16 protein-coding genes and 1 pseudogene are annotated in these 17163 nt (G+C 60.1%); 9 read left to right on the top strand and 8 right to left on the bottom strand.

Features of this window, described 5'->3' with window-relative positions; translation table 11 throughout:
- Nucleotides 1-44: 44 nt before the first annotated feature.
- Nucleotides 45-1067, bottom strand: coding sequence for a GGDEF domain-containing protein (locus WE862_RS00985; RefSeq protein WP_033115062.1), 1023 nt, complete (start codon nucleotides 1065-1067; stop codon nucleotides 45-47).
- Nucleotides 1068-1201: 134 nt separating this feature from the next.
- Here WE862_RS00985 and rnr point away from each other — a divergent pair, with 134 nt between their 5' ends.
- The 4 genes from rnr to WE862_RS00965 are packed head-to-tail and all read left to right on the top strand — an operon-like array spanning nucleotide 1202 to nucleotide 5434.
- Nucleotides 1202-3601, top strand: coding sequence for a ribonuclease R (rnr, locus tag WE862_RS00980; protein ID WP_041209218.1), 2400 nt, complete (start codon nucleotides 1202-1204; stop codon nucleotides 3599-3601).
- Nucleotides 3598-4347, top strand: coding sequence for a 23S rRNA (guanosine(2251)-2'-O)-methyltransferase RlmB (gene rlmB / locus WE862_RS00975; protein WP_040067006.1), 750 nt, complete (start codon nucleotides 3598-3600; stop codon nucleotides 4345-4347). Before rnr ends, rlmB begins: the two co-directional genes overlap by 4 nt.
- Nucleotides 4348-4349: 2 nt before the next feature.
- Nucleotides 4350-4922 carry a Crp/Fnr family transcriptional regulator gene (locus WE862_RS00970; protein ID WP_005354833.1) on the top strand — a complete coding sequence of 191 codons (573 nt, stop codon included), beginning with the start codon at nucleotides 4350-4352 and terminating at the stop codon, nucleotides 4920-4922.
- 56 nt (nucleotides 4923-4978) lie between these two features.
- Nucleotides 4979-5434, top strand: a complete 456-nt coding sequence (locus WE862_RS00965; protein ID WP_042032604.1) for a GNAT family N-acetyltransferase — start codon at nucleotides 4979-4981, stop codon at nucleotides 5432-5434.
- A gap of 287 nt (nucleotides 5435-5721) precedes the next feature.
- Here the strand turns inward: WE862_RS00965 and srmB are convergent, their stop codons facing one another.
- A complete protein-coding gene (gene srmB / locus WE862_RS00960) occupies nucleotides 5722-6948 on the bottom strand; it encodes an ATP-dependent RNA helicase SrmB (RefSeq protein WP_041209215.1) in 1227 nt (408 codons plus the stop codon).
- 118 nt (nucleotides 6949-7066) lie between these two features.
- Between srmB and WE862_RS00955 the strand changes: the two genes are divergently transcribed.
- From WE862_RS00955 to brnQ (WE862_RS00945), 3 genes are all read left to right on the top strand, one after another.
- A complete protein-coding gene (locus WE862_RS00955) occupies nucleotides 7067-7777 on the top strand; it encodes a tRNA1(Val) (adenine(37)-N6)-methyltransferase (protein ID WP_042032603.1) in 711 nt (236 codons plus the stop codon).
- Nucleotides 7778-7967: 190 nt separating this feature from the next.
- Nucleotides 7968-9275, top strand: coding sequence for a branched-chain amino acid transport system II carrier protein (gene brnQ, locus WE862_RS00950; RefSeq protein ID WP_082035508.1), 1308 nt, complete (start codon nucleotides 7968-7970; stop codon nucleotides 9273-9275).
- 379 nt (nucleotides 9276-9654) lie between these two features.
- Nucleotides 9655-10932, top strand: a complete 1278-nt coding sequence (gene brnQ, locus WE862_RS00945) for a branched-chain amino acid transport system II carrier protein (protein ID WP_042032600.1) — start codon at nucleotides 9655-9657, stop codon at nucleotides 10930-10932.
- Between the two features lie 78 nt (nucleotides 10933-11010).
- Here the strand turns inward: brnQ (WE862_RS00945) and WE862_RS00940 are convergent, their stop codons facing one another.
- The 3 genes from WE862_RS00940 to zur are packed head-to-tail and all read right to left on the bottom strand — an operon-like array spanning nucleotide 11011 to nucleotide 12156.
- Nucleotides 11011-11241, bottom strand: a complete 231-nt coding sequence (locus WE862_RS00940; RefSeq protein ID WP_042032599.1) for a hypothetical protein — start codon at nucleotides 11239-11241, stop codon at nucleotides 11011-11013.
- A 5-nt stretch (nucleotides 11242-11246) separates the two neighbouring features.
- Entirely contained in the window at nucleotides 11247-11708 is a 462-nt protein-coding gene (locus WE862_RS00935) for a chemotaxis protein CheX (RefSeq protein WP_033115052.1), read from the bottom strand.
- Nucleotides 11698-12156 (bottom strand): zinc uptake transcriptional repressor Zur, encoded by a 459-nt coding sequence (zur, locus tag WE862_RS00930; protein WP_082035507.1) that lies wholly within the window; start codon nucleotides 12154-12156, stop codon nucleotides 11698-11700. The genes WE862_RS00935 and zur overlap by 11 nt, the downstream gene beginning before the upstream one ends.
- A 137-nt stretch (nucleotides 12157-12293) precedes the next feature.
- On the opposite strand from zur, the gene dusA reads away from it, so the two are divergent.
- Nucleotides 12294-13280, top strand: coding sequence for a tRNA dihydrouridine(20/20a) synthase DusA (gene dusA / locus WE862_RS00925; RefSeq protein WP_042032597.1), 987 nt, complete (start codon nucleotides 12294-12296; stop codon nucleotides 13278-13280).
- Between the two features lie 75 nt (nucleotides 13281-13355).
- On the opposite strand, the gene WE862_RS00920 is transcribed toward dusA, so the two are convergent.
- The gene (locus WE862_RS00920) at nucleotides 13356-13655 is read right to left on the bottom strand and encodes a hypothetical protein (RefSeq protein ID WP_042032596.1); all 300 of its coding nucleotides are present in this window, start codon (nucleotides 13653-13655) and stop codon (nucleotides 13356-13358) included.
- A 132-nt stretch (nucleotides 13656-13787) separates the two neighbouring features.
- Nucleotides 13788-15392 (bottom strand): annotated as a pseudogene (locus tag WE862_RS00915) (peptide ABC transporter substrate-binding protein).
- A gap of 183 nt (nucleotides 15393-15575) precedes the next feature.
- On the opposite strand from WE862_RS00915, the gene WE862_RS00910 reads away from it, so the two are divergent.
- Entirely contained in the window at nucleotides 15576-16298 is a 723-nt protein-coding gene (locus tag WE862_RS00910) for a ParB-like protein (protein ID WP_042032594.1), read from the top strand.
- A gap of 60 nt (nucleotides 16299-16358) precedes the next feature.
- On the opposite strand, the gene WE862_RS00905 is transcribed toward WE862_RS00910, so the two are convergent.
- A complete protein-coding gene (locus tag WE862_RS00905; protein ID WP_042032592.1) occupies nucleotides 16359-17036 on the bottom strand; it encodes a CatB-related O-acetyltransferase in 678 nt (225 codons plus the stop codon).
- Nucleotides 17037-17163: the final 127 nt, after the last annotated feature.

Below are 17163 nucleotides of genomic sequence, written 5' to 3'. Positions count from 1 at the left end.
TGACTGGCTTTTCTATTGGGGACGATCCGGCAATTCGACGGCTCTCAGGAGGGGAGTGGCATGACCCGGTTACGGCCAAGCTCTTTGGCCTTGTAGAGCAGTTTGTCGGTTCGCTCGACCAGACAGTCGGCACTCTCCTGACCGTTGAACTCGCCCACGCCAAACGAGGCGGTGATGTGGTCGATGCGCCGGCCTGACTTGCGATCCAGAATCGACATCCGCTCGATGGCGCGGCGCATGCTCTCTGCCATCTGCCTGGTCAGTGCCAGATTGCGATGGGGCACCAGCATGGCGAACTCTTCGCCACCCAGCCGATAGGCAGTCACGCCCTCCTTGCAGGCGTCGCGCAGCCGTTTGCTGAAGGCGCGCAGCACCTGATCGCCAAGCAGGTGACCATATTCGTCGTTGAAGTTCTTGAAGCGGTCAATGTCGGCGAGGATCAGCGAGAAGGGCTGCTGGCTGCGGATCAGGCTCTCCAGTTCGAGGTCAAAGGCGCGCCGGTTGAGCAGGCTGGTGAGGGCATCCTCGTTGGCCAGTTTACGGGTCTCGTTGAGTGCCGCCCGCAGCTCCTTGATCTCCTTCTCGGCATTGCTGAGCTGGTTGCGAAAGTGCATGGTCGACATGCGTACATCCCGCGATTCACGCACCAGATCGCGCAGGATCCCCATGGTGTCTTCCAGACTGAAACCCTCGTCGTCGATACGGCTCAGCTTGTCAAAACTCTTGTCGAGCATCTCCTGAAACATGCCGGTATCCGAGATGGCGTCCTGCATGGAGTGGCCCAGCTCGTTGGCCATGGCGGCGAGGTTGAGCTTCATCGCCTCCATCTGCTTCTCGTCCTGAGCCGCCAGATATTGGTGGTAGAGGCGCTCGCAGGTGGTAAGAGAGCAGGTGCCCTGCAGCTTGACCGCCTGATCGATCGCCTGATTGAGCTCGGGCATGCTGGCCGCAACGTAGTTGTACCAGAGGTGATAGTTATCCGGCGTCGTGGGGATCTGGTACTTGATCATCAGGGGGACTGCCTGCTTGAGATAGGCGGCAGATTGGGCAAATGTGTCCTTACTCATGAGTTCTGTGTCTCATCATGCCAGCGAACTGAAGATAGTATGACAGAGAGATTGGCCAAAAGGCAGCCGATGGATGCCATTCGCCCCCCCCTCCGATATAATGGCACCGTTACCACCTACCCTAAGGCCTGCTTATGTCTCAAAAAGATCCTTTCCTCGAACGCGAGGCCGAAAAATACGAGAATCCCATCGCCAGTCGCGAGATGATCCTCGACCTCATCAAGGGCCACGAAAAACCCATGTCACGGGAAGAGCTGGCCAAGGTTCTCAAGCTGACCGATGAAGAGCCACTGGAAGCCCTGCGTCGCCGTCTGCGTGCCATGGAGCGCGATGGACAGCTGGTCTTCACGCGCAACCAGTGTTATGCCCTGCCGGATCGCCTGAATCTGGTGAAAGGCTACGTACTCGGCCACAAGGATGGCTTCGGTTTCCTGCGTCCCGAGGGTGGTGGCCCGGATCTGTTCCTCAACAACCGCGAAATGCAGCGTCTGATGCACGGCGACTATGCACTGGTGCAGCCGACTGAAATCGACCGCAAGGGGCGCCAGGAGGCGCGTCTGGTGCGTCTGCTCAAGTCCCGCGAGGCGGATATCGTCGGCCGTTACTTCGTCGAGAACGGCGTTGGTTTCGTGGTGCCTGACGACAGCCGCATCGGTCAGGACATCATCATCCCGGAAGGGGAGAACAAGGGGGCTCGCCAGAGCCAGGTCGTGGTCGTGCGCATCAACCAGCGCGCCACTGCCCGCTTCAACGCGGTCGGTACCGTGCTGGAGGTGCTGGGTGAAAACATGGCGCCCGGGATGGAGATCGAAATCGCCCTGCGTACCCACGGCATTCCGCATACCTGGCCGGAAGAGGTGACCAAAGAGGTCGCCGGTCTCGGCGAGCAGGTGCCGGAGAAGGCCAAAGAGGGCCGTATCGACCTGCGTGCCCTGCCGCTGGTCACCATCGACGGGGAAGATGCCCGCGACTTCGATGACGCCGTCTTCTGTGAAGCCAAGCGTGGTGGCGGCTGGCGCCTGTGGGTTGCCATTGCCGACGTATCTGCCTACGTGAAGCCGGGCACAGCCCTTGACACCGAAGCCTATCAGCGCGGCAACTCGGTCTACTTCCCCGAGTTCGTGGTGCCCATGCTGCCGGAGGTGCTCTCCAACGGTCTCTGTTCCCTGAACCCGCAGGTTGACCGCCTCTGCATGGTGTGCGAGATGACCATCTCCGCCTCTGGCCGCATGTCCGGCTACAAGTTCTACGAAGCGGTAATGAACTCTCACGCCCGTCTCACCTACACCAAGGTGGCGGCGATCCTCGACGGGGATCCCAAGCTGCGCCAGCAGTACGATCCGCTGGTGGGCCATATCGAGGAGCTCAACAACCTCTACAAGGCGCTCAAACAGGCCCGTCATCAGCGCGGCGCGGTGGAGTTCGAGAGCGAGGAGACCCGCTTCATCTTCAACGCCCAGCGCAAGATCGACCGCATCGTGCCGCTGGTGCGCAACGACGCCCACAAGATCATCGAAGAGTGCATGATCCAGGCGAACGTGGCTGCCGCCCGTTATATCGAGAAAAACGAAGCCGCCGCCCTGTTCCGGGTCCACGACCGTCCGGGCGAAGAGCGTCTGACCGGTTTCCGCGACTTCCTGGCCGAACTGGGTCTGGAGCTCAAGGGCGGTCTCGAGCCCGAGCCGAAGGATTTCGCCGAGCTGGCTGCCAAATTTGAAGGGCGCCCCGATGCGGAGCTGCTCTCCACCATGCTGCTGCGCTCCATGCGTCAGGCCATCTATCAGGCCGACAACATCGGTCACTTCGGTCTGGCCCTGAAGTCCTACGCGCACTTCACCTCGCCGATCCGTCGTTACCCCGATCTCATCCTGCACCGCGCGATCAAGTATCAGACCGCCAAGGAGCAGCAGGCCAACCTGCGCCACAAGTGGACCCCGAGCGGTGGCTACCACTACCAGCTGGAAGAAGTGGATCCGATGGGCGAGCACTGCTCCATGACCGAGCGTCGTGCCGACGATGCCACTCGCGATGTGGCCGACTGGCTCAAGTGCGAGTACATGCTGGATCACGTGGGTGACGAGTTCGACGGCGTCATCGCCAGCGTCACCGGCTTTGGCTTCTTCGTTCGTCTGGCCGAGATCCACATCGACGGTCTGGTGCACGTCAGCACCCTCACCAACGACTACTACCAGTTCGACCCCCTGCACCAGCAGCTGATCGGCGAGAACTTCCGCCGCCGCTACCGTCTGGGCGACAAGGTGCGGGTCAAGGTGATGGGCGTCAATCTAGACGATCGCAAGATCGACTTCGTGATGGTGGAAGAGCCCCTCAAGATCACCGGCAAGAACGCCAAGCAGGCGGTTCGCAAGATGGCCGAGATCAAGAAGGAGAAGGCCAAGAGCGCCGAGCGCCACGAAAAGCGCAAAGAGAAAGATGGCAAGGAGAGCGGCAAACCCGCCAAGGGTGGCCGTGCCAAACCCAGCAACAGACGACCGGGCAAAAAAGCTCGCGATAAGGCCAAGAGCACTAAATGAGTACTGAACTGATCTACGGCATTCACGCTGTCACCGCGCTGCTGGAGCGCACACCCGAGCGCTTCATCGAAGTGTGGGCCCTCAAGGGGCGGGATGACGACCGGCTGCAACCTCTGCTGGCCGAGCTGGAGTCCCTCGGCTTGCGCGTGCAGAGCGTAAATCGCAAGACCCTTGATGACAAAGCGGAAGGCAACAATCACCAGGGCATCATGGCCCGGGTGAAAGAGGCGCCGAAGCTGGCCGAGCACGATCTGGCCAGCCTGCTGGACGAGCTGGCGGCACAACAGAGCCAGCCCTTCCTGCTGGTGCTGGATGGCGTGACCGATCCGCACAACCTCGGCGCCTGCCTGCGCAGCGCCGATGCCGCCGGGGTGCACGCTGTGATCGTGCCGCGCGACAAGGCCACCGGCCTGACTCCAATCGTGCGCAAGGTCGCCTGTGGCGCCGCTGAAGTGGTGCCGCTCATCCAGGTCACCAACCTGGCCCGCACTCTGCGCGAGTTGCAGGAGCGCGGCGTCTGGATCGTCGGCACCGCTGGCGAGGCCGATCATGACCTCTATCAGGCCAAACTGACCGGCCCGATGGCGCTGGTGATGGGTGCTGAAGGCAAAGGCATGCGTCGTCTGACCCGTGAACATTGCGACGAGCTGGTGAGCATCCCGATGGCGGGGGCGGTATCCAGTCTCAACGTTTCGGTGGCGACCGGCGTTTGCCTGTTTGAAGCCGTGCGTCAGCGCCGTGCTTGATCATGCTGACTGACAGACCCCCCTTCGATTGGGCGCAGGTCGCAGATAGAGAGGAGGCCGCGCGCCTCCTCTCTTTTGCCCGCCCGCTGACCCTCAGCCCGAAAAGTTGTCTCTGGCATGCCGGCGACAGCCCGGATCTGCTGGTCAGGGTGGAGCAGGGGCTGCTGCGGGCCAAGCTGGTGCTGGAAGATGGCCGCGAGTACATCAAGGAGTTCTACTGGGAGGGGGACGAGTTTCTCGACTTCCACCACCTGCTCAGTGGCGAGCCTGCCCGCTACAGCGTGGAGGCGCTGGAGCCCTGCCGTCTGCAGCTGTTCAGTCTTGCCGACCTGCGCCAGCTGCCCGGCTGGCCGCGCTGGTACCAGCACCTGCTGGAGGTGCAGCTGCGCATCAAGGAGGAGAAGGAGCAGTTGCTGCTGACCGGCAGCCCGCAGGCGCGCTATCAGCACTTTCTTGACAGCTTTCCCGCACTCGATGCCAGAGTGCCCGACCACCAGATCGCCGCCTATCTCGGCATTACTCCCATCAGCCTGAGCCGTATTCGCAAGCGACTGAAAGAACTTAACAAAGGTTAATGCAGGGGGCTGGCGCCACGATTATGCTGGCAGGCCGAACTGATAAGGAGTTGCCTATGAACTGGATCCTGAAACCCTGGTCTGAACTGACCACTGACGAGTTGTATGAGTTGCTGGCGCTGCGGGCCGAGGTGTTCGTGGTGGAGCAGACCTGCCCCTTTCAGGATCTGGACGGGCTCGATCGCCGCGAAGGGGTCTGGCACCTGCTCGGCTATCAGGGCGATCTGCTGGCCGCCTATGCGCGGATCATGGCGCCCGGCATCGGCGACGAGAGTGGCGCCGCCATCGGTCGGGTGGTGACCTCACCCAAGGCGCGCGGCGGTGGTCTCGGTCACCAGCTGATCGGCGAGGGGGTCAAGGCGTGCGAGGCGCGCTGGCCGACCCACAGCATCTGGTTGGGGGCGCAGGCCCATCTGCAAGGCTTCTACGGCCAGCATGGCTTTGTGGCCGAGGGAGAGGGATATGTCGAGGACGATATCCCCCATATCGGCATGCGCAAGACGGTGGCCTGACAGGCCGGCAGCATTCAGGCGTGATTCGTTGCCCGGATCGGGCGATGGCTCCGCAGGGCGTCTGACGGGCACATTCATGCCCTGATGATCGGATGAGATTCACTATAAGTTTTGGTTAGGTCATTTCCCTAAAACCCATAAATTAAATTTATAGTAAGCTGGTCTGGCTGCAAATAGCCCTGCAACGGCGGTGGCGAGCCCGGAGCGGCAGCTCTCCGATTTGCCAGATGCACAGAATGCAGAAGGGCCATCCCGCGGGATGGCCCTTCTTGTTTAGCGGTCAGCTATTACTTCTTCTTTTTCTTCTTGGTCGCTTTCTTCTTGCCATCGACCGGCTTTTTCTTCTTCACCGGTACCCGCGCCTCTTTGTGTTTGGGGCGCAGTTCGTCGATCACCCGGCGCTTGAGGCGCTCCTCGGTGTAGCGTTCGATCTTGGCGACCATCGCCATGTCGTGGGCTTCCACCAGGCTGATGGCACAGCCACGGTTGCCGGCGCGGCCGGTACGGCCGATCCGGTGGACGTAGACATCGGCGCCGTAGGGCATGTCATAGTTGATGACATGGCTGACGTTCGGCAGGTCGATACCGCGGGCGGCGACGTCGGTGGCGATCAGGAAGGGCACTTCACCTTCGTGGAACTTGCGGATCGACTCGATACGCTTGCTCTGCTCCATCTCGCCGCGGATCCAGGCGCAGGAGATACCTGCCGCCTGCAGCTGGCCGGAGAGCTCCGCCAGACGCTCGCGGGTCTTGACGAAGATGATCGCCTTCTGGGTTTCCGGGTTTTTCAGGATGTGGGTCAGCAGCGCCAGCTTGTGGGCGGCGTCATCGGCCAGATGGATCCACTGGGTGATGGGGCGACGCTCGCTGCGCGGCGGCTCGGCGTGCAGCTCCACCGGATCTTTGAGGATTTCGCTGGCGAACTTCTCAAGGCCGGCCCCTTCCAGAGTGGCGGAGAAGAGCATGGTGTGCTTGCGGTAGCGCGCCTCTTCTACGATGCGGTTCACATCCTTGATGAAGCCCATGTCCAGCATGCGGTCCGCTTCATCCAGTACCAGCACCTCGATGTCGTGGCTCTCGAACTCCTCTTTCTCGATGTACTCGAGCAGGCGGCCCGGGGTGGCGACCACGATGTCGGTGGTTTTGGTCAGGGCAGGCAGCTGCTCTTCATGGCTGACGCCGCCGATGATGGTCTCGATGCTGAGGTTGGTGTGGGCCGCCAGCGCCTTGGCGTGGGCAGTCACCTGCAGCGCCAGCTCGCGGGTCGGGGTCAGGATCAGCATGCGGCAGGGGCCCGGCTTGCGGCGCGGGAAGTCCAGCAGGTGCTGGAGCGCCGGCAACAGGAAAGAGGCGGTCTTGCCGGTACCGGTCGGAGCGGATGCCAGAATATCGCGGCCGTCCAGGGCTGGCTCCAGTACCATCTGCTGGATGGTAGTGGGGCGGGTGAATCCCATCTCGGCCAAAGCCCGGTTGAGGGCAGGGTGCAGGTCGAAATCATCAAAGGACTGGCTCATGGCAATACTCGGTCATTAAGGAAACGGCAGATTATAGGCGATTATCTCGTCGGCTCCTATGGCGAGTGTGGCTTAGTCGCTATAATCGCCAACCATTTTTGCAGATGACGGGGGCCAGATGGGGCGTAGTCGCGGTTTTACCTTCAAACAGTTCCATATCAATCACGATCGCTGCGCCATGAAGGTGGGCACCGACGGCATCCTGCTCGGTGCCTGGGCCCCGGTCGAACAGGCGCGCCGGGTGCTCGATATCGGCTCCGGCAGCGGCCTCATCGCCCTGATGCTGGCCCAGCGCAGCAGATCTGACTGTCATATCGACGGGGTGGAGCTGGATAGTGATGCAGTGATCCAGGCCAGAGAGAACGTCGCCGCCTCCCCTTGGGCCGATCGCGTGACCATCACCGAAAGCGCGGTGCAGGGGTATCAGGCCGACCCTTACGACCTGATTGTCTCCAACCCCCCTTACTTCGTGGCAGGCCAGTCATTTAGCGACCCGGCGCGGGCGATGGCCCGCCATACCGGTGCCCTCGACAGCCATGCACTGCTCGCTGCCTGCGACCGACTGCTGGCCCCGAATGGCGAGGTGGCACTGGTGCTGCCGACGGCCATGGCTGATGAAATTTTATGCATCTCGGCGGATTATGATCTGCATGGCATTTGTTATACAGCTGTTATCACCAGAGAGGGTAAAGAGGCAAATCGTGTTTTATTGCGACTTGGCAGAGGATTAAACAGGTGTGAAAGGGGGGATATTGTGATCCATTCTGCTGATGGAGCCTATTCCGACAGATATATCCAACTGACCAGCCCCTTCTATTTGAAGATGTAAATTTCGTCTTGAACTATTTTTTCATGCCATTATGCTGGTTCGAGATCGAGCGCCCGCTCCAGACCAGCCAAAACCACTGGTCACGATGAAAAATCAAGCGGGGCTCTTTTTTTTACCCATATGAACAAACTGGTCAATGACCGATAAAAACTATAACAAGCAATAATTTACAAGACAGACGAGGTTGAACTTGAAGAAATCACTCACGTTGTCCGACGTACTCGGATTGGGGTTCATGACCTTCGCCTTCTACCTGGGCGCCGGTAACATCATCTTCCCGCCGCTCGCTGGTTACATGGCTGGCGAACACCTCTCTCTGGCGATGCTGGGTTTTCTGGTTACCGCTGTGGGCCTGCCGCTCATCACCATTATTGCCGTCGCCAAGGCCGGTAACGGCTGGGCCGGCATGACCAAGCTGCTGCCTGCGGGCGTGGCCACTGCGCTGGCGGTTGCCATCTACATCATCATCGGCCCGGCCTTTGCGGCTCCCCGTACCGGTCTGGTGGCCTACGAGATGGGTCTCAAGCCTTTTATCGGCGATATGGGTCAGGCGGGTCTGGCTGCCTACACAGTGCTCTTCTTCGGGGTGGCCGTGCTGGTTTCCATGAACCAGGGCAAGCTGATGGACGCCATCGGCAAATACCTGACTCCGGTGCTGATGTTGCTGCTGCTGACCCTGGCGATCGGGGTGTTTGTGGCGCCGCAGGGCACCATGCCGGAATCTGCCGGTGACTATCAGAACAGCCCGTTTGTGAAAGGGATCCTGGAAGGCTACAACACCATGGATACCCTGGCTTCCCTGATGTTCGGTGCCCTGATCGTCGACCTGCTGCGCCAGAAAGGGATTAACGACTACCAGAGCCAGTTCAAGTATCTGGCCATCGCCGGCCTGATCTCTGCCATCGGCCTCTCCGTGGTCTACATCTCCCTGTTCGAGCTGGGCAACACTGCCGCTGGTGTGGCGACCGACATCAGCAATGGTGGCGCCATCGTCAACGCCTATGTGCTGAGCCTGTTTGGTCAGCCGGGTCAGTTCATTCTGGCTGCCATCATTACTCTGGCTTGCTTCACCACTGCTGTGGGTCTGATCTCTGCCTGCTCCGACTTTTTCCACAATCTGACCGGCATGGCTTACAAGAAGCTGGTCGTGCTGCTGGGCGTCATCTGCGCCGTGGTGGCCAACGTGGGTCTGAGCCAGCTCATCAGCCTCTCCATTCCGGTGCTGGTTGCCATCTATCCGGTTGCCGTGGCGCTGGTGCTGGTCACCTTCCTGAAGGGTTACTTCGGTCGCCCGCGTCTGGTGTTCCGCGCTGTGCTGGTGGTGGCTTTCCTGTTCGGCTGCCTGGATGGTCTGGGTGCTGCCGGCATGAAGATGGATGCGTTTGCCTTCCTGCCGCTGTTTGACAAGGGCCTCGCCTGGCTGATGCCGACCCTGCTGGCTTGCGTGGTAGGGATGGTGGTTCGCCCGGCCGAGAAGCTGGCCGCCGAAGCTGCCTGATAGCTTCCCTTTCTCTGAATAAAGAGCCTGCCTTGTGCAGGCTCTTTTGTTTGTTGAGCCCTGCACTGCTGCCGGATGCTTTCCCGCTTCCTTTCTCTCTCCCGCGCTTCAGCTCCTTCTCCACCGTGGTCATTCAGCGATTAATTCTGGCCAAGCAAATTGTTTCAAGATATTAATGTGTGATTGAGATCAAATATCTCTTCTTTATGCTCAGGATGGCGCTCCTCATCCGATTGTCGGGGAGAGCGGGAAGCGAGCATATGGTTGTCAGGTTATCTGCCAGGCAGTGGGTGTAATCAACAAGAACAAGCTGATAAGGCAGATGAGGTTGGGTTTGACGAAATCATTGAAGTTGTCCGACGTATTCGGATTGGGGTTTATGACGTTCGCCTTCTATCTGGGGGCAGGCAATATCATTTTTCCGCCGCTGGCTGGTTTTATGGCCGGTGAGCATCTGGTTGCCGCCATGTGCGGTTTTCTGCTGACGGCGGTGGGGCTGCCGCTGATCACCCTGATTGCGGTAGCCAAGGGTAGCTCCGGGCGTGGTGCCGGTGGCTGGACCGAGCTGACCCGCTATCTGCCGGCAGGCGTTGCCACTGCGTTGGCCATCGCCATCTACATCATCATGGGGCCTGCGTTCGCCATTCCCCGCACCGGTCTGGTTGCCTACGAGATGGGGCTCAAGCCCTGGCTCGGCGATGCCGGCCATGGGGGGCTGCTGCTCTATACCCTGAGCTTCTTTGCGCTGGTGATCCTGGTGGCGCTCGATCGCGGCAAGCTGCTCGATGCGGTCGGCAAGTACCTGACGCCGGCGCTGATGGTGATGCTGCTCATTCTGGCGGTCGGGGTCTTTGTGGCGCCGCAGGGCACCATGCCCGATGCCAGTGGTGAGTACATAGAAGCAGCCCTGACCAAGGGGATGCTGGAGGGGTACAACACCATGGATACCCTGGCCTCCCTGATGTTCGGTGCCCTGATCATCGGCTTGCTGCGCCAGAAGGGGATTGAGGATTATCGCAGCCAGTTCAAATACTTGACCATCGCGGGGTTGATCTCGGCGGTCGGGCTGTCGGCTGTCTATATCTCGCTCTTTCATCTGGGCAACAGTGCTGAAGGGGTGGCGAGCGATATCAGCAATGGCGGCACCATCGTCAATGCCTATGTGCTGAGCCTGTTTGGTCAGCCGGGTCAGTTCATTCTGGCGGCCATTATCACGTTGGCCTGCTTTACCAGTGCGGTCGGCCTGCTTTGTGCCGGTGCCGACTACTTCCACGGTCTGACTGGCTGGGCCTATCGCAACTGGGTCATGCTGCTGGGGGCGCTCTGTGCGCTGGTGGCCAATGTGGGTCTGAGCGAGTTGATTGGCCTCTCCATTCCGGTGCTGGTGGCCATCTATCCGGTCGCCATCGCGCTGGTGCTGGTTACCTTCCTCAAGGGCTACTTTGGTCGCCCGCGTCTGGCGTTCCGCTGCGTGCTGGCGGTGGCCTTCCTGTTTGGCTGTCTCGATGGGCTGGGGGCTGCCGGCATGAAGATGGAGGCGTTTGCCTTCCTGCCGCTGTTTGACAAGGGGCTCGCTTGGCTGATGCCAACCCTGCTGGCCTGTCTGCTTGGCATGCTGGTGCGGCCGGTCGGCGATCTGGCTGCCGAGGCAGCGTAAGCAGGTGATTTACCCGTTCGCATAACAAAAGAGGCCAGCAGATGCTGGCCTCTTGGTATGGGTCTTCAAGCAGGCGAACTAGATGCGCGGGCCTTCCGGTTTGGGCTTGCCATCCAGACCATACCAGTGGGTCTGAATGCGCCCGGCATGCCATTCGAAAGTGCCCCACGGTGCTTTGGCTTGCCAGCGCGGGAAGTTGATGACTACCCGATTGTCTTCGTATTTGTAGAGGGAGGTGCTGATCTGGATATCAGAGAGGATCAGCAGCAACGCCCAGCAGATAAAGAACCATTTCAAGGCAGTCCACATCGTGACTACTCGAAGCAGATTTCGATGGTGGCGCGACCAAAATCAGATTCGAAAGGCATCATGATCTTGGTGCCATCTGCGCGGTGAGTGATGGTGTGGTTAGGGCCGGAGACGATAACCGGAGTGGCCATGTCAAACTCGTAGCCCTTCTCGCCCAGCATCCGCTTGGCACCACCGGTCACCATGTTGGTGATCTCGCCCACCATGTCGGTCACCTCTTCATTGATGGTGGCAGGCGCTTCCCCCAGCATGCGGCGCATGATCTCCAGCGCCAGCCCTTTTTCAAAGCTGATGGAGAGGGAGCCACGGGTCTGCGGGCCGACCATGCCGATCAGGCCTGAGACATCGCCGCGAGCCAGCTCGTCCATCTTGCGTTTCGGTTTGCCCGGTTTGAGTTCCAGTTGTGCCATGGTAGAGAGCACATTGAGCAGAGAGAGCAGGAACGGATTTACAAAATCAGCCTTCATGATGACTTCCTACAGTGGGCGTACAGCGAGCACATTGGCCATGTGCCTCTATCGTCTTATTGGTAATAGTAAAACCATGCAGATGGGCCTGCTCGGAAAACGCGCTATCGATCGCCGTGTCGTGCAGCTCGACCACCTCGCCGCAGTCATCGCAGATGAGCAGCTGCATCGGGTGAGCGTGATCGAAGTGGCAGCAGAAGATAAATGCGTTCAGCGATTCCACCTTGTGGGCAAAGCCCTGTTCGAGCAGAAAATCGAGTGCCCGGTATACGGTTGGCGGTTTGGCGTTGGCTTCCGTTCGCTGCAGTTGAGCCAACAAATCATAGGCGCTGATGGCGTTGCCATGTGCCGCCAGCAGGCGAAATACCTGACGTCGGGTCGGGGTGAAGCGGATCCCTCGCTGTACACAGAGTCGCTCGGCTCGTTGTAAAAGTTGGTCTTGATTCATGATCGCGCAATTGCCCTTTCTATTAGCTGGATACTATCACAGGGCCTCGCATGGCGCGGCGACAAAATTCATTTTCTGGGGCTGCTTCACGTTGTGATAAAATCCGCCCCTTTCTTTAGCCAACCCGGATGATTTTTATGCAGGCGCAGCGTTTTTCCATCGCCCCCATGCTGGACTGGACCGATCGGCATTGCCGTTATTTTCATCGACTGATGAGCCGCCAGACCTTGCTCTATACCGAAATGGTGACCACCGGCGCCATCATCCACGGCAAGGGTGATTATCTGGGTTACAGCGAGCAGGAGCACCCCATCTCCCTGCAGCTGGGTGGCAGCAATCCGGCCGATCTGGCGCGCTGTGCCAAGCTGGCCGAGGAGCGCGGCTATGACGAGGTGAACATCAACGTCGGCTGCCCCTCCGATCGGGTGCAGAATGGCCGCTTTGGTGCCTGCCTGATGGGGGAACCGGCACTGGTGGCGGACAGCGTCAAGGCGATGCGCGATGTGGTCGATATTCCGGTAACGGTGAAGACCCGCATCGGCATCGACGATCAGGACTCCTACGAATTTCTGCAGACCTTTATTGAACAGGTGCGGGACGCCGGTTGCGATACCTTCATCGTCCATGCCCGCAAGGCCTGGCTGAGCGGCCTGAGTCCCAAGGAGAACCGCGAGATCCCGCCCCTCGATTATCCTCGCGTCTATCGGGTCAAGCAGGATTACCCGGATCTCACCATCGCCCTCAACGGCGGCGTCACCTCCATGGAGCAGACCCTTGAGCACCTGCAACACGTGGACGGTGTCATGATGGGGCGCGAAGCCTATCAGAATCCCTACATTCTGGCGCAGGTGGATAATCTGGTGTTCGGCCAGAACAACGCCGTGCCGAGCCGCCATGAGGTGGTACGGATGATGCTGCCCTATATCGAGCAGGAGCTGGCCAAGGGCAACTACCTCTCCCACATGACCCGCCACATGCTGGGGTTGTTCCAGAATATGCAGGGGGCGCGCGCCTGGCGCCGTCACCTGAGCGAAAACGCCTGCAAGCCGGGGGCGGATATTCAGGTGGTGCTGGATGCCATGGCCAAGGTGCCGGAGTTTGCCGCCAGCGAGCAGAGCGAATAACTCTCCTGTCAGGCAAAGCGAGAAAAGCGCGTCTTGTGACGCGCTTTTTTATTTCAATCGGCTGTGGTCAGAGGCTCAGCTGGCGGGGTGGAAGTTGTGGATCTCCCCCTCGCGCGGGGTGAAGCGGGGATCGCTGTCGCGATGCGCCTCTATTTGCAGCATGGTCTGGCAGAAGCTGCCCGCTTTGTCGTACTCCTGCCGGGCGAGATCGATAGCTCGTTCGGCCCGTCGCCGCGTCATCTTGTCCGCCTTGCGATCGCTGAACTGCTGTTGCTGATGCAGCATCCAGTCGACAAAGGCTTGCTGGCAGCGAGATTCACTCTCGGCCAGGGCTGGCAGTGTCCAGAGCAGGGAGAGCAGTAACAGGTAACGCATGATAAATGGCGATCGACAACGGCTGATGGAATCGGAAAGCGGGCATTCTATGCGGCGATATCGGGTGTGAACAGTATCAATAAGAGGGCCACCCGCAGGCGGCCCTCTTGTGCTTCAGCGCGCTATATCAGCTCAGTGTTTGACGATATAGAGCTGGCGGCTGTAGGCCACATCTTCCGGGTTGTTGATGGGGTAGCCCTTGAGCCAGGGCTTGATGAGCCGGGCATTGGTGTACTGATAGATGGGGGCGATGGGCGCCTGCTGTTCGAGGATGTTCTCCGCCTGATCGAACAGCCGGCTGCGGGCGCCGCTGTCGCGGGTTTGCGCCGCCTTGTCCAGCAACTGGTCATAGCTTGCATTGGCAAAGCCGGTCATGTTGCCGCTGTGGTGAGAGCCCCACAGGCCGAGGAAGGCGGACGGGTCGTTGTAGTCGGCCACCCAGGAGGAGCGGATCACCTCGAACTGGCCGCTCTGGCGGCTGTCGAGATAGGTTTTCCACTCCTGATTGGTCAGCTCTACCTGAGCGCCCAGCTTCTGTTTCCACATGTTGGCGATGGCGAGCGCCAGTTTCTTGTGTACTTCGGCGGTGTTGTAGAGCAGCGAGAGCTTGAGCGGTTTGTCCGGGCCGTAGCCAGCCTCCTTGAGCAGCGCCTGTGCCTTGCTGTCCAGCTCCTGTTGGCTGCTGCTCGAGAGCAGGTTGGCCTTGGGCTCGAAGCTGGCGGTGACATCCGGGGTGAAGTGGTAGGCCGGTTTCTCGCCGGTGCCGAGCACCTTGTCGGCAATCAGGGCGCGATCGATGGTGTAGGAGAGCGCTTTGCGTACCCGTACATCGTCGAGCGGTGGCTGACGGGTATTGAAGGCGTAGTAGTAGGTACCAAGCTGCATCGGGGTGTAGACCTCACCCGGGATCTCTTTCATCAGCTTGTCGTACTGCTCCTTGGGGAAGGATTCGGTGATCTGCAGATCCCCCGCCAGATAGCGGTTGGTGGCGGTGGTCTCCTGATTGATCGGCATGAAGATGACCTTGGTCAGCACAGTGTGGGCCTTGTCCCAGTAGTGGGGATTGGGCACCAGCTCCAGCTTCTCGTTGACCACCCGACTGCTCAGCACGAAGGCGCCGTTGCCGACCAGCTTGCCGGGCTGGGTTCACTTGTTGCCAAACTTCTCGATGCTGGCCTGATGCAGTGGCGACAGGCTGGGGTGGGTGAGCAGGCTCAGGAAATAGGGAACCGGTTGGGAGAGGCTAATCTGCAGGGTGTGGTCATCGATCGCCTTGACACCCAGCTCGCTGGCAGGCAATTTGCCAGCCATGATCTCGTCCACCTTGTCGAAGCGGGCAAGCTGGGCAAACCAGGCGAAAGTGGCCGCCTCTTTCGGGTCGACCAGCTTGCGCCAGCTATAGACGAAGTCGCCAGCCTTGACCAGATCGCCGTTGAACCAGCGGGCATCCGGGCGCAGGTGGAAGGTGAAAAACTGGTTGTCCTTGTTCTCCCAGCGCAAGGCAACGGCGGGGACGGGTTTGCCATCCGGCCCCTGGGTCAGCAGCCCCTCGAACAGATCCCGCAGCACCTGCAATTCGGGCAAGCCGACCAGCTTGAGCGGACTGAGACTGGCAGGTTCATCTTTCAGGTGGCGAACCACCACCTGTTTGGCGGCCAGTTCAGTTCCGGCGGGAATATCGGCAGCCTGGACTGCGGCACAGCCCAAGAGGGCCAGCAAGGGGCTCCATCCTTTCATGGGTCGGATCCTTCAAATTGTGTGAAGCGGGGAGAAAACTCGGCGAGAAAATGTCGCCGACAGACGGGAAATCATGATATCCCGTTTACTGGTCTGACCGCCAGCATTCGGCTCTCATCTGTCGCCGGGGCGGCGTCGTGTTGTCGCGTGTCCGGGATTGAATGTGACTAGGAGTAGCAAACGATGAAAGCATGGTTATTGCCGGGCTGTTTCCTGATGGTCGGGGCGCTCAGCCAGAGTGCCTGGGCGTTGACCCCGTGTCAGCGCGACACGGCGGTGGGTAGCTGGTGCGAGGCGGGGATCGAGACCCTGCACCCGACCCAGGGTGGGGTGGGGCAGTTGCAGGTGGATGAAACCCAGGCGACGCTGGCGGACATGAATCCCAAGCAGCTCGACAAGCTGATGAAAAAGAAAGAGATCCCTGTGGTGATTGCGCCGGATGGCGGCTACTGGCTGGTGGATCGACATCACCTGACCAAGGCGCTCTGGCAGCAAGGGGTCAAGCAGGTGCGGGTCAAGGTGATCGGTCGCTTGCAGGATAAAGACAACTTCTGGAGCCAGATGCAGAACAACCACTGGGCCTGGCTCAAGGACGAGAAGGGGTTACCCCTCACGCCGGAGCAGCTGCCGACCAGCATCGACAAGTTGCCTGACTACCCCTATCGCACTCTGGCGGGGTTGCTGCAGGATGCGGGTTACTTCAGCAAGCAGGATCAGGTCTACTTTGTCGAGTTCGCCTGGGCCAGCTGGCTTGGCAAGCAGATGCAGTGGATGCCAATCGACAGCGCCAATCTGGCGGCTCGGCTGCAGCAGGCCAAACGGCTTGCCTGTGGCAGCGATGCCAAAGATCTGCCCGGTTATCCCGGCCGGCAGTGCAGCCTCAACCAGTCGAAGACGGCGAACTGACAGCCAGACAACGAGAGAGGGCGACCCGTGGGTCGCCCTCTTTTTATACCAGTCTGTGCGTTATGGTGTCGCATCTGGCGTTGAAGCCTGGCTCTGCCAGGTGGCGGCAGCTTGTTCGAGCAGGGTCACCTCGCCCTGCTGGATCAGTGGCAACAGGGCATTGACCTGTTCGTCCGGCCAATCCCACCAGGCGAGGGCCTGCAGCCTGGCTATCTCGCTCTCGGTGAAGCGCATCCGCACTATGGCCGCTGGCGTGCCCGCCACCATGGCGTAGGGCGGCACATCTTTGGTGACCAGCGCCCGGGCGGCGATGATGGCGCCATCGCCGATGGTGACGCCGGGCATGATCATCGCCTCCATGCCGATCCAGACATCGTTGCCGATGCGGGTATCGCCGGCAGGGCGGTAGCTGCGCTTTAGCGCCTCCAGATCAGCAAACGGATAGGTGCTGATGAAGGCGGTATTGTGGGTGTGGTTACCGCCCATGATGATCTTCACCCCGGCGGCGATCTGCACGTAGTCACCGATATGGAGCTGGTCGACATGCCAGAGCGGCTCCCAGCCGGTATCGGGATGGCGGCTGAAGCTGTCGCCATAGAGGTAGCGCACTACCTCCTGTTCGAAGGGGCCATCCCAGGCACCCGAGTAGTAGCTGTGTTGCCCCTTGAGGCGGATGTTGGGGTTGCTGACCGTCAGATGCAGGTATTCGACCTGTGACCAGTGCTGGCAGGTTTTCATCCTGGTACTCCTTTGTTGAATGGATTTAATTGGTTGCGTTCGATGGAGCGCAGCTAATAGATCCAGACCAGCATGCGGGGCACGCAGAGCAGTGAGCAGCCCAGCATTTGGGGCAGACGGGGTCGCA

The organism is Aeromonas jandaei (assembly GCF_037890695.1).
GTDB lineage: Bacteria > Pseudomonadota > Gammaproteobacteria > Enterobacterales > Aeromonadaceae > Aeromonas > Aeromonas jandaei.
Note: the sequence above shows the minus strand (reverse complement) of the source record. Positions and strands in the feature narration are given on the sequence as shown.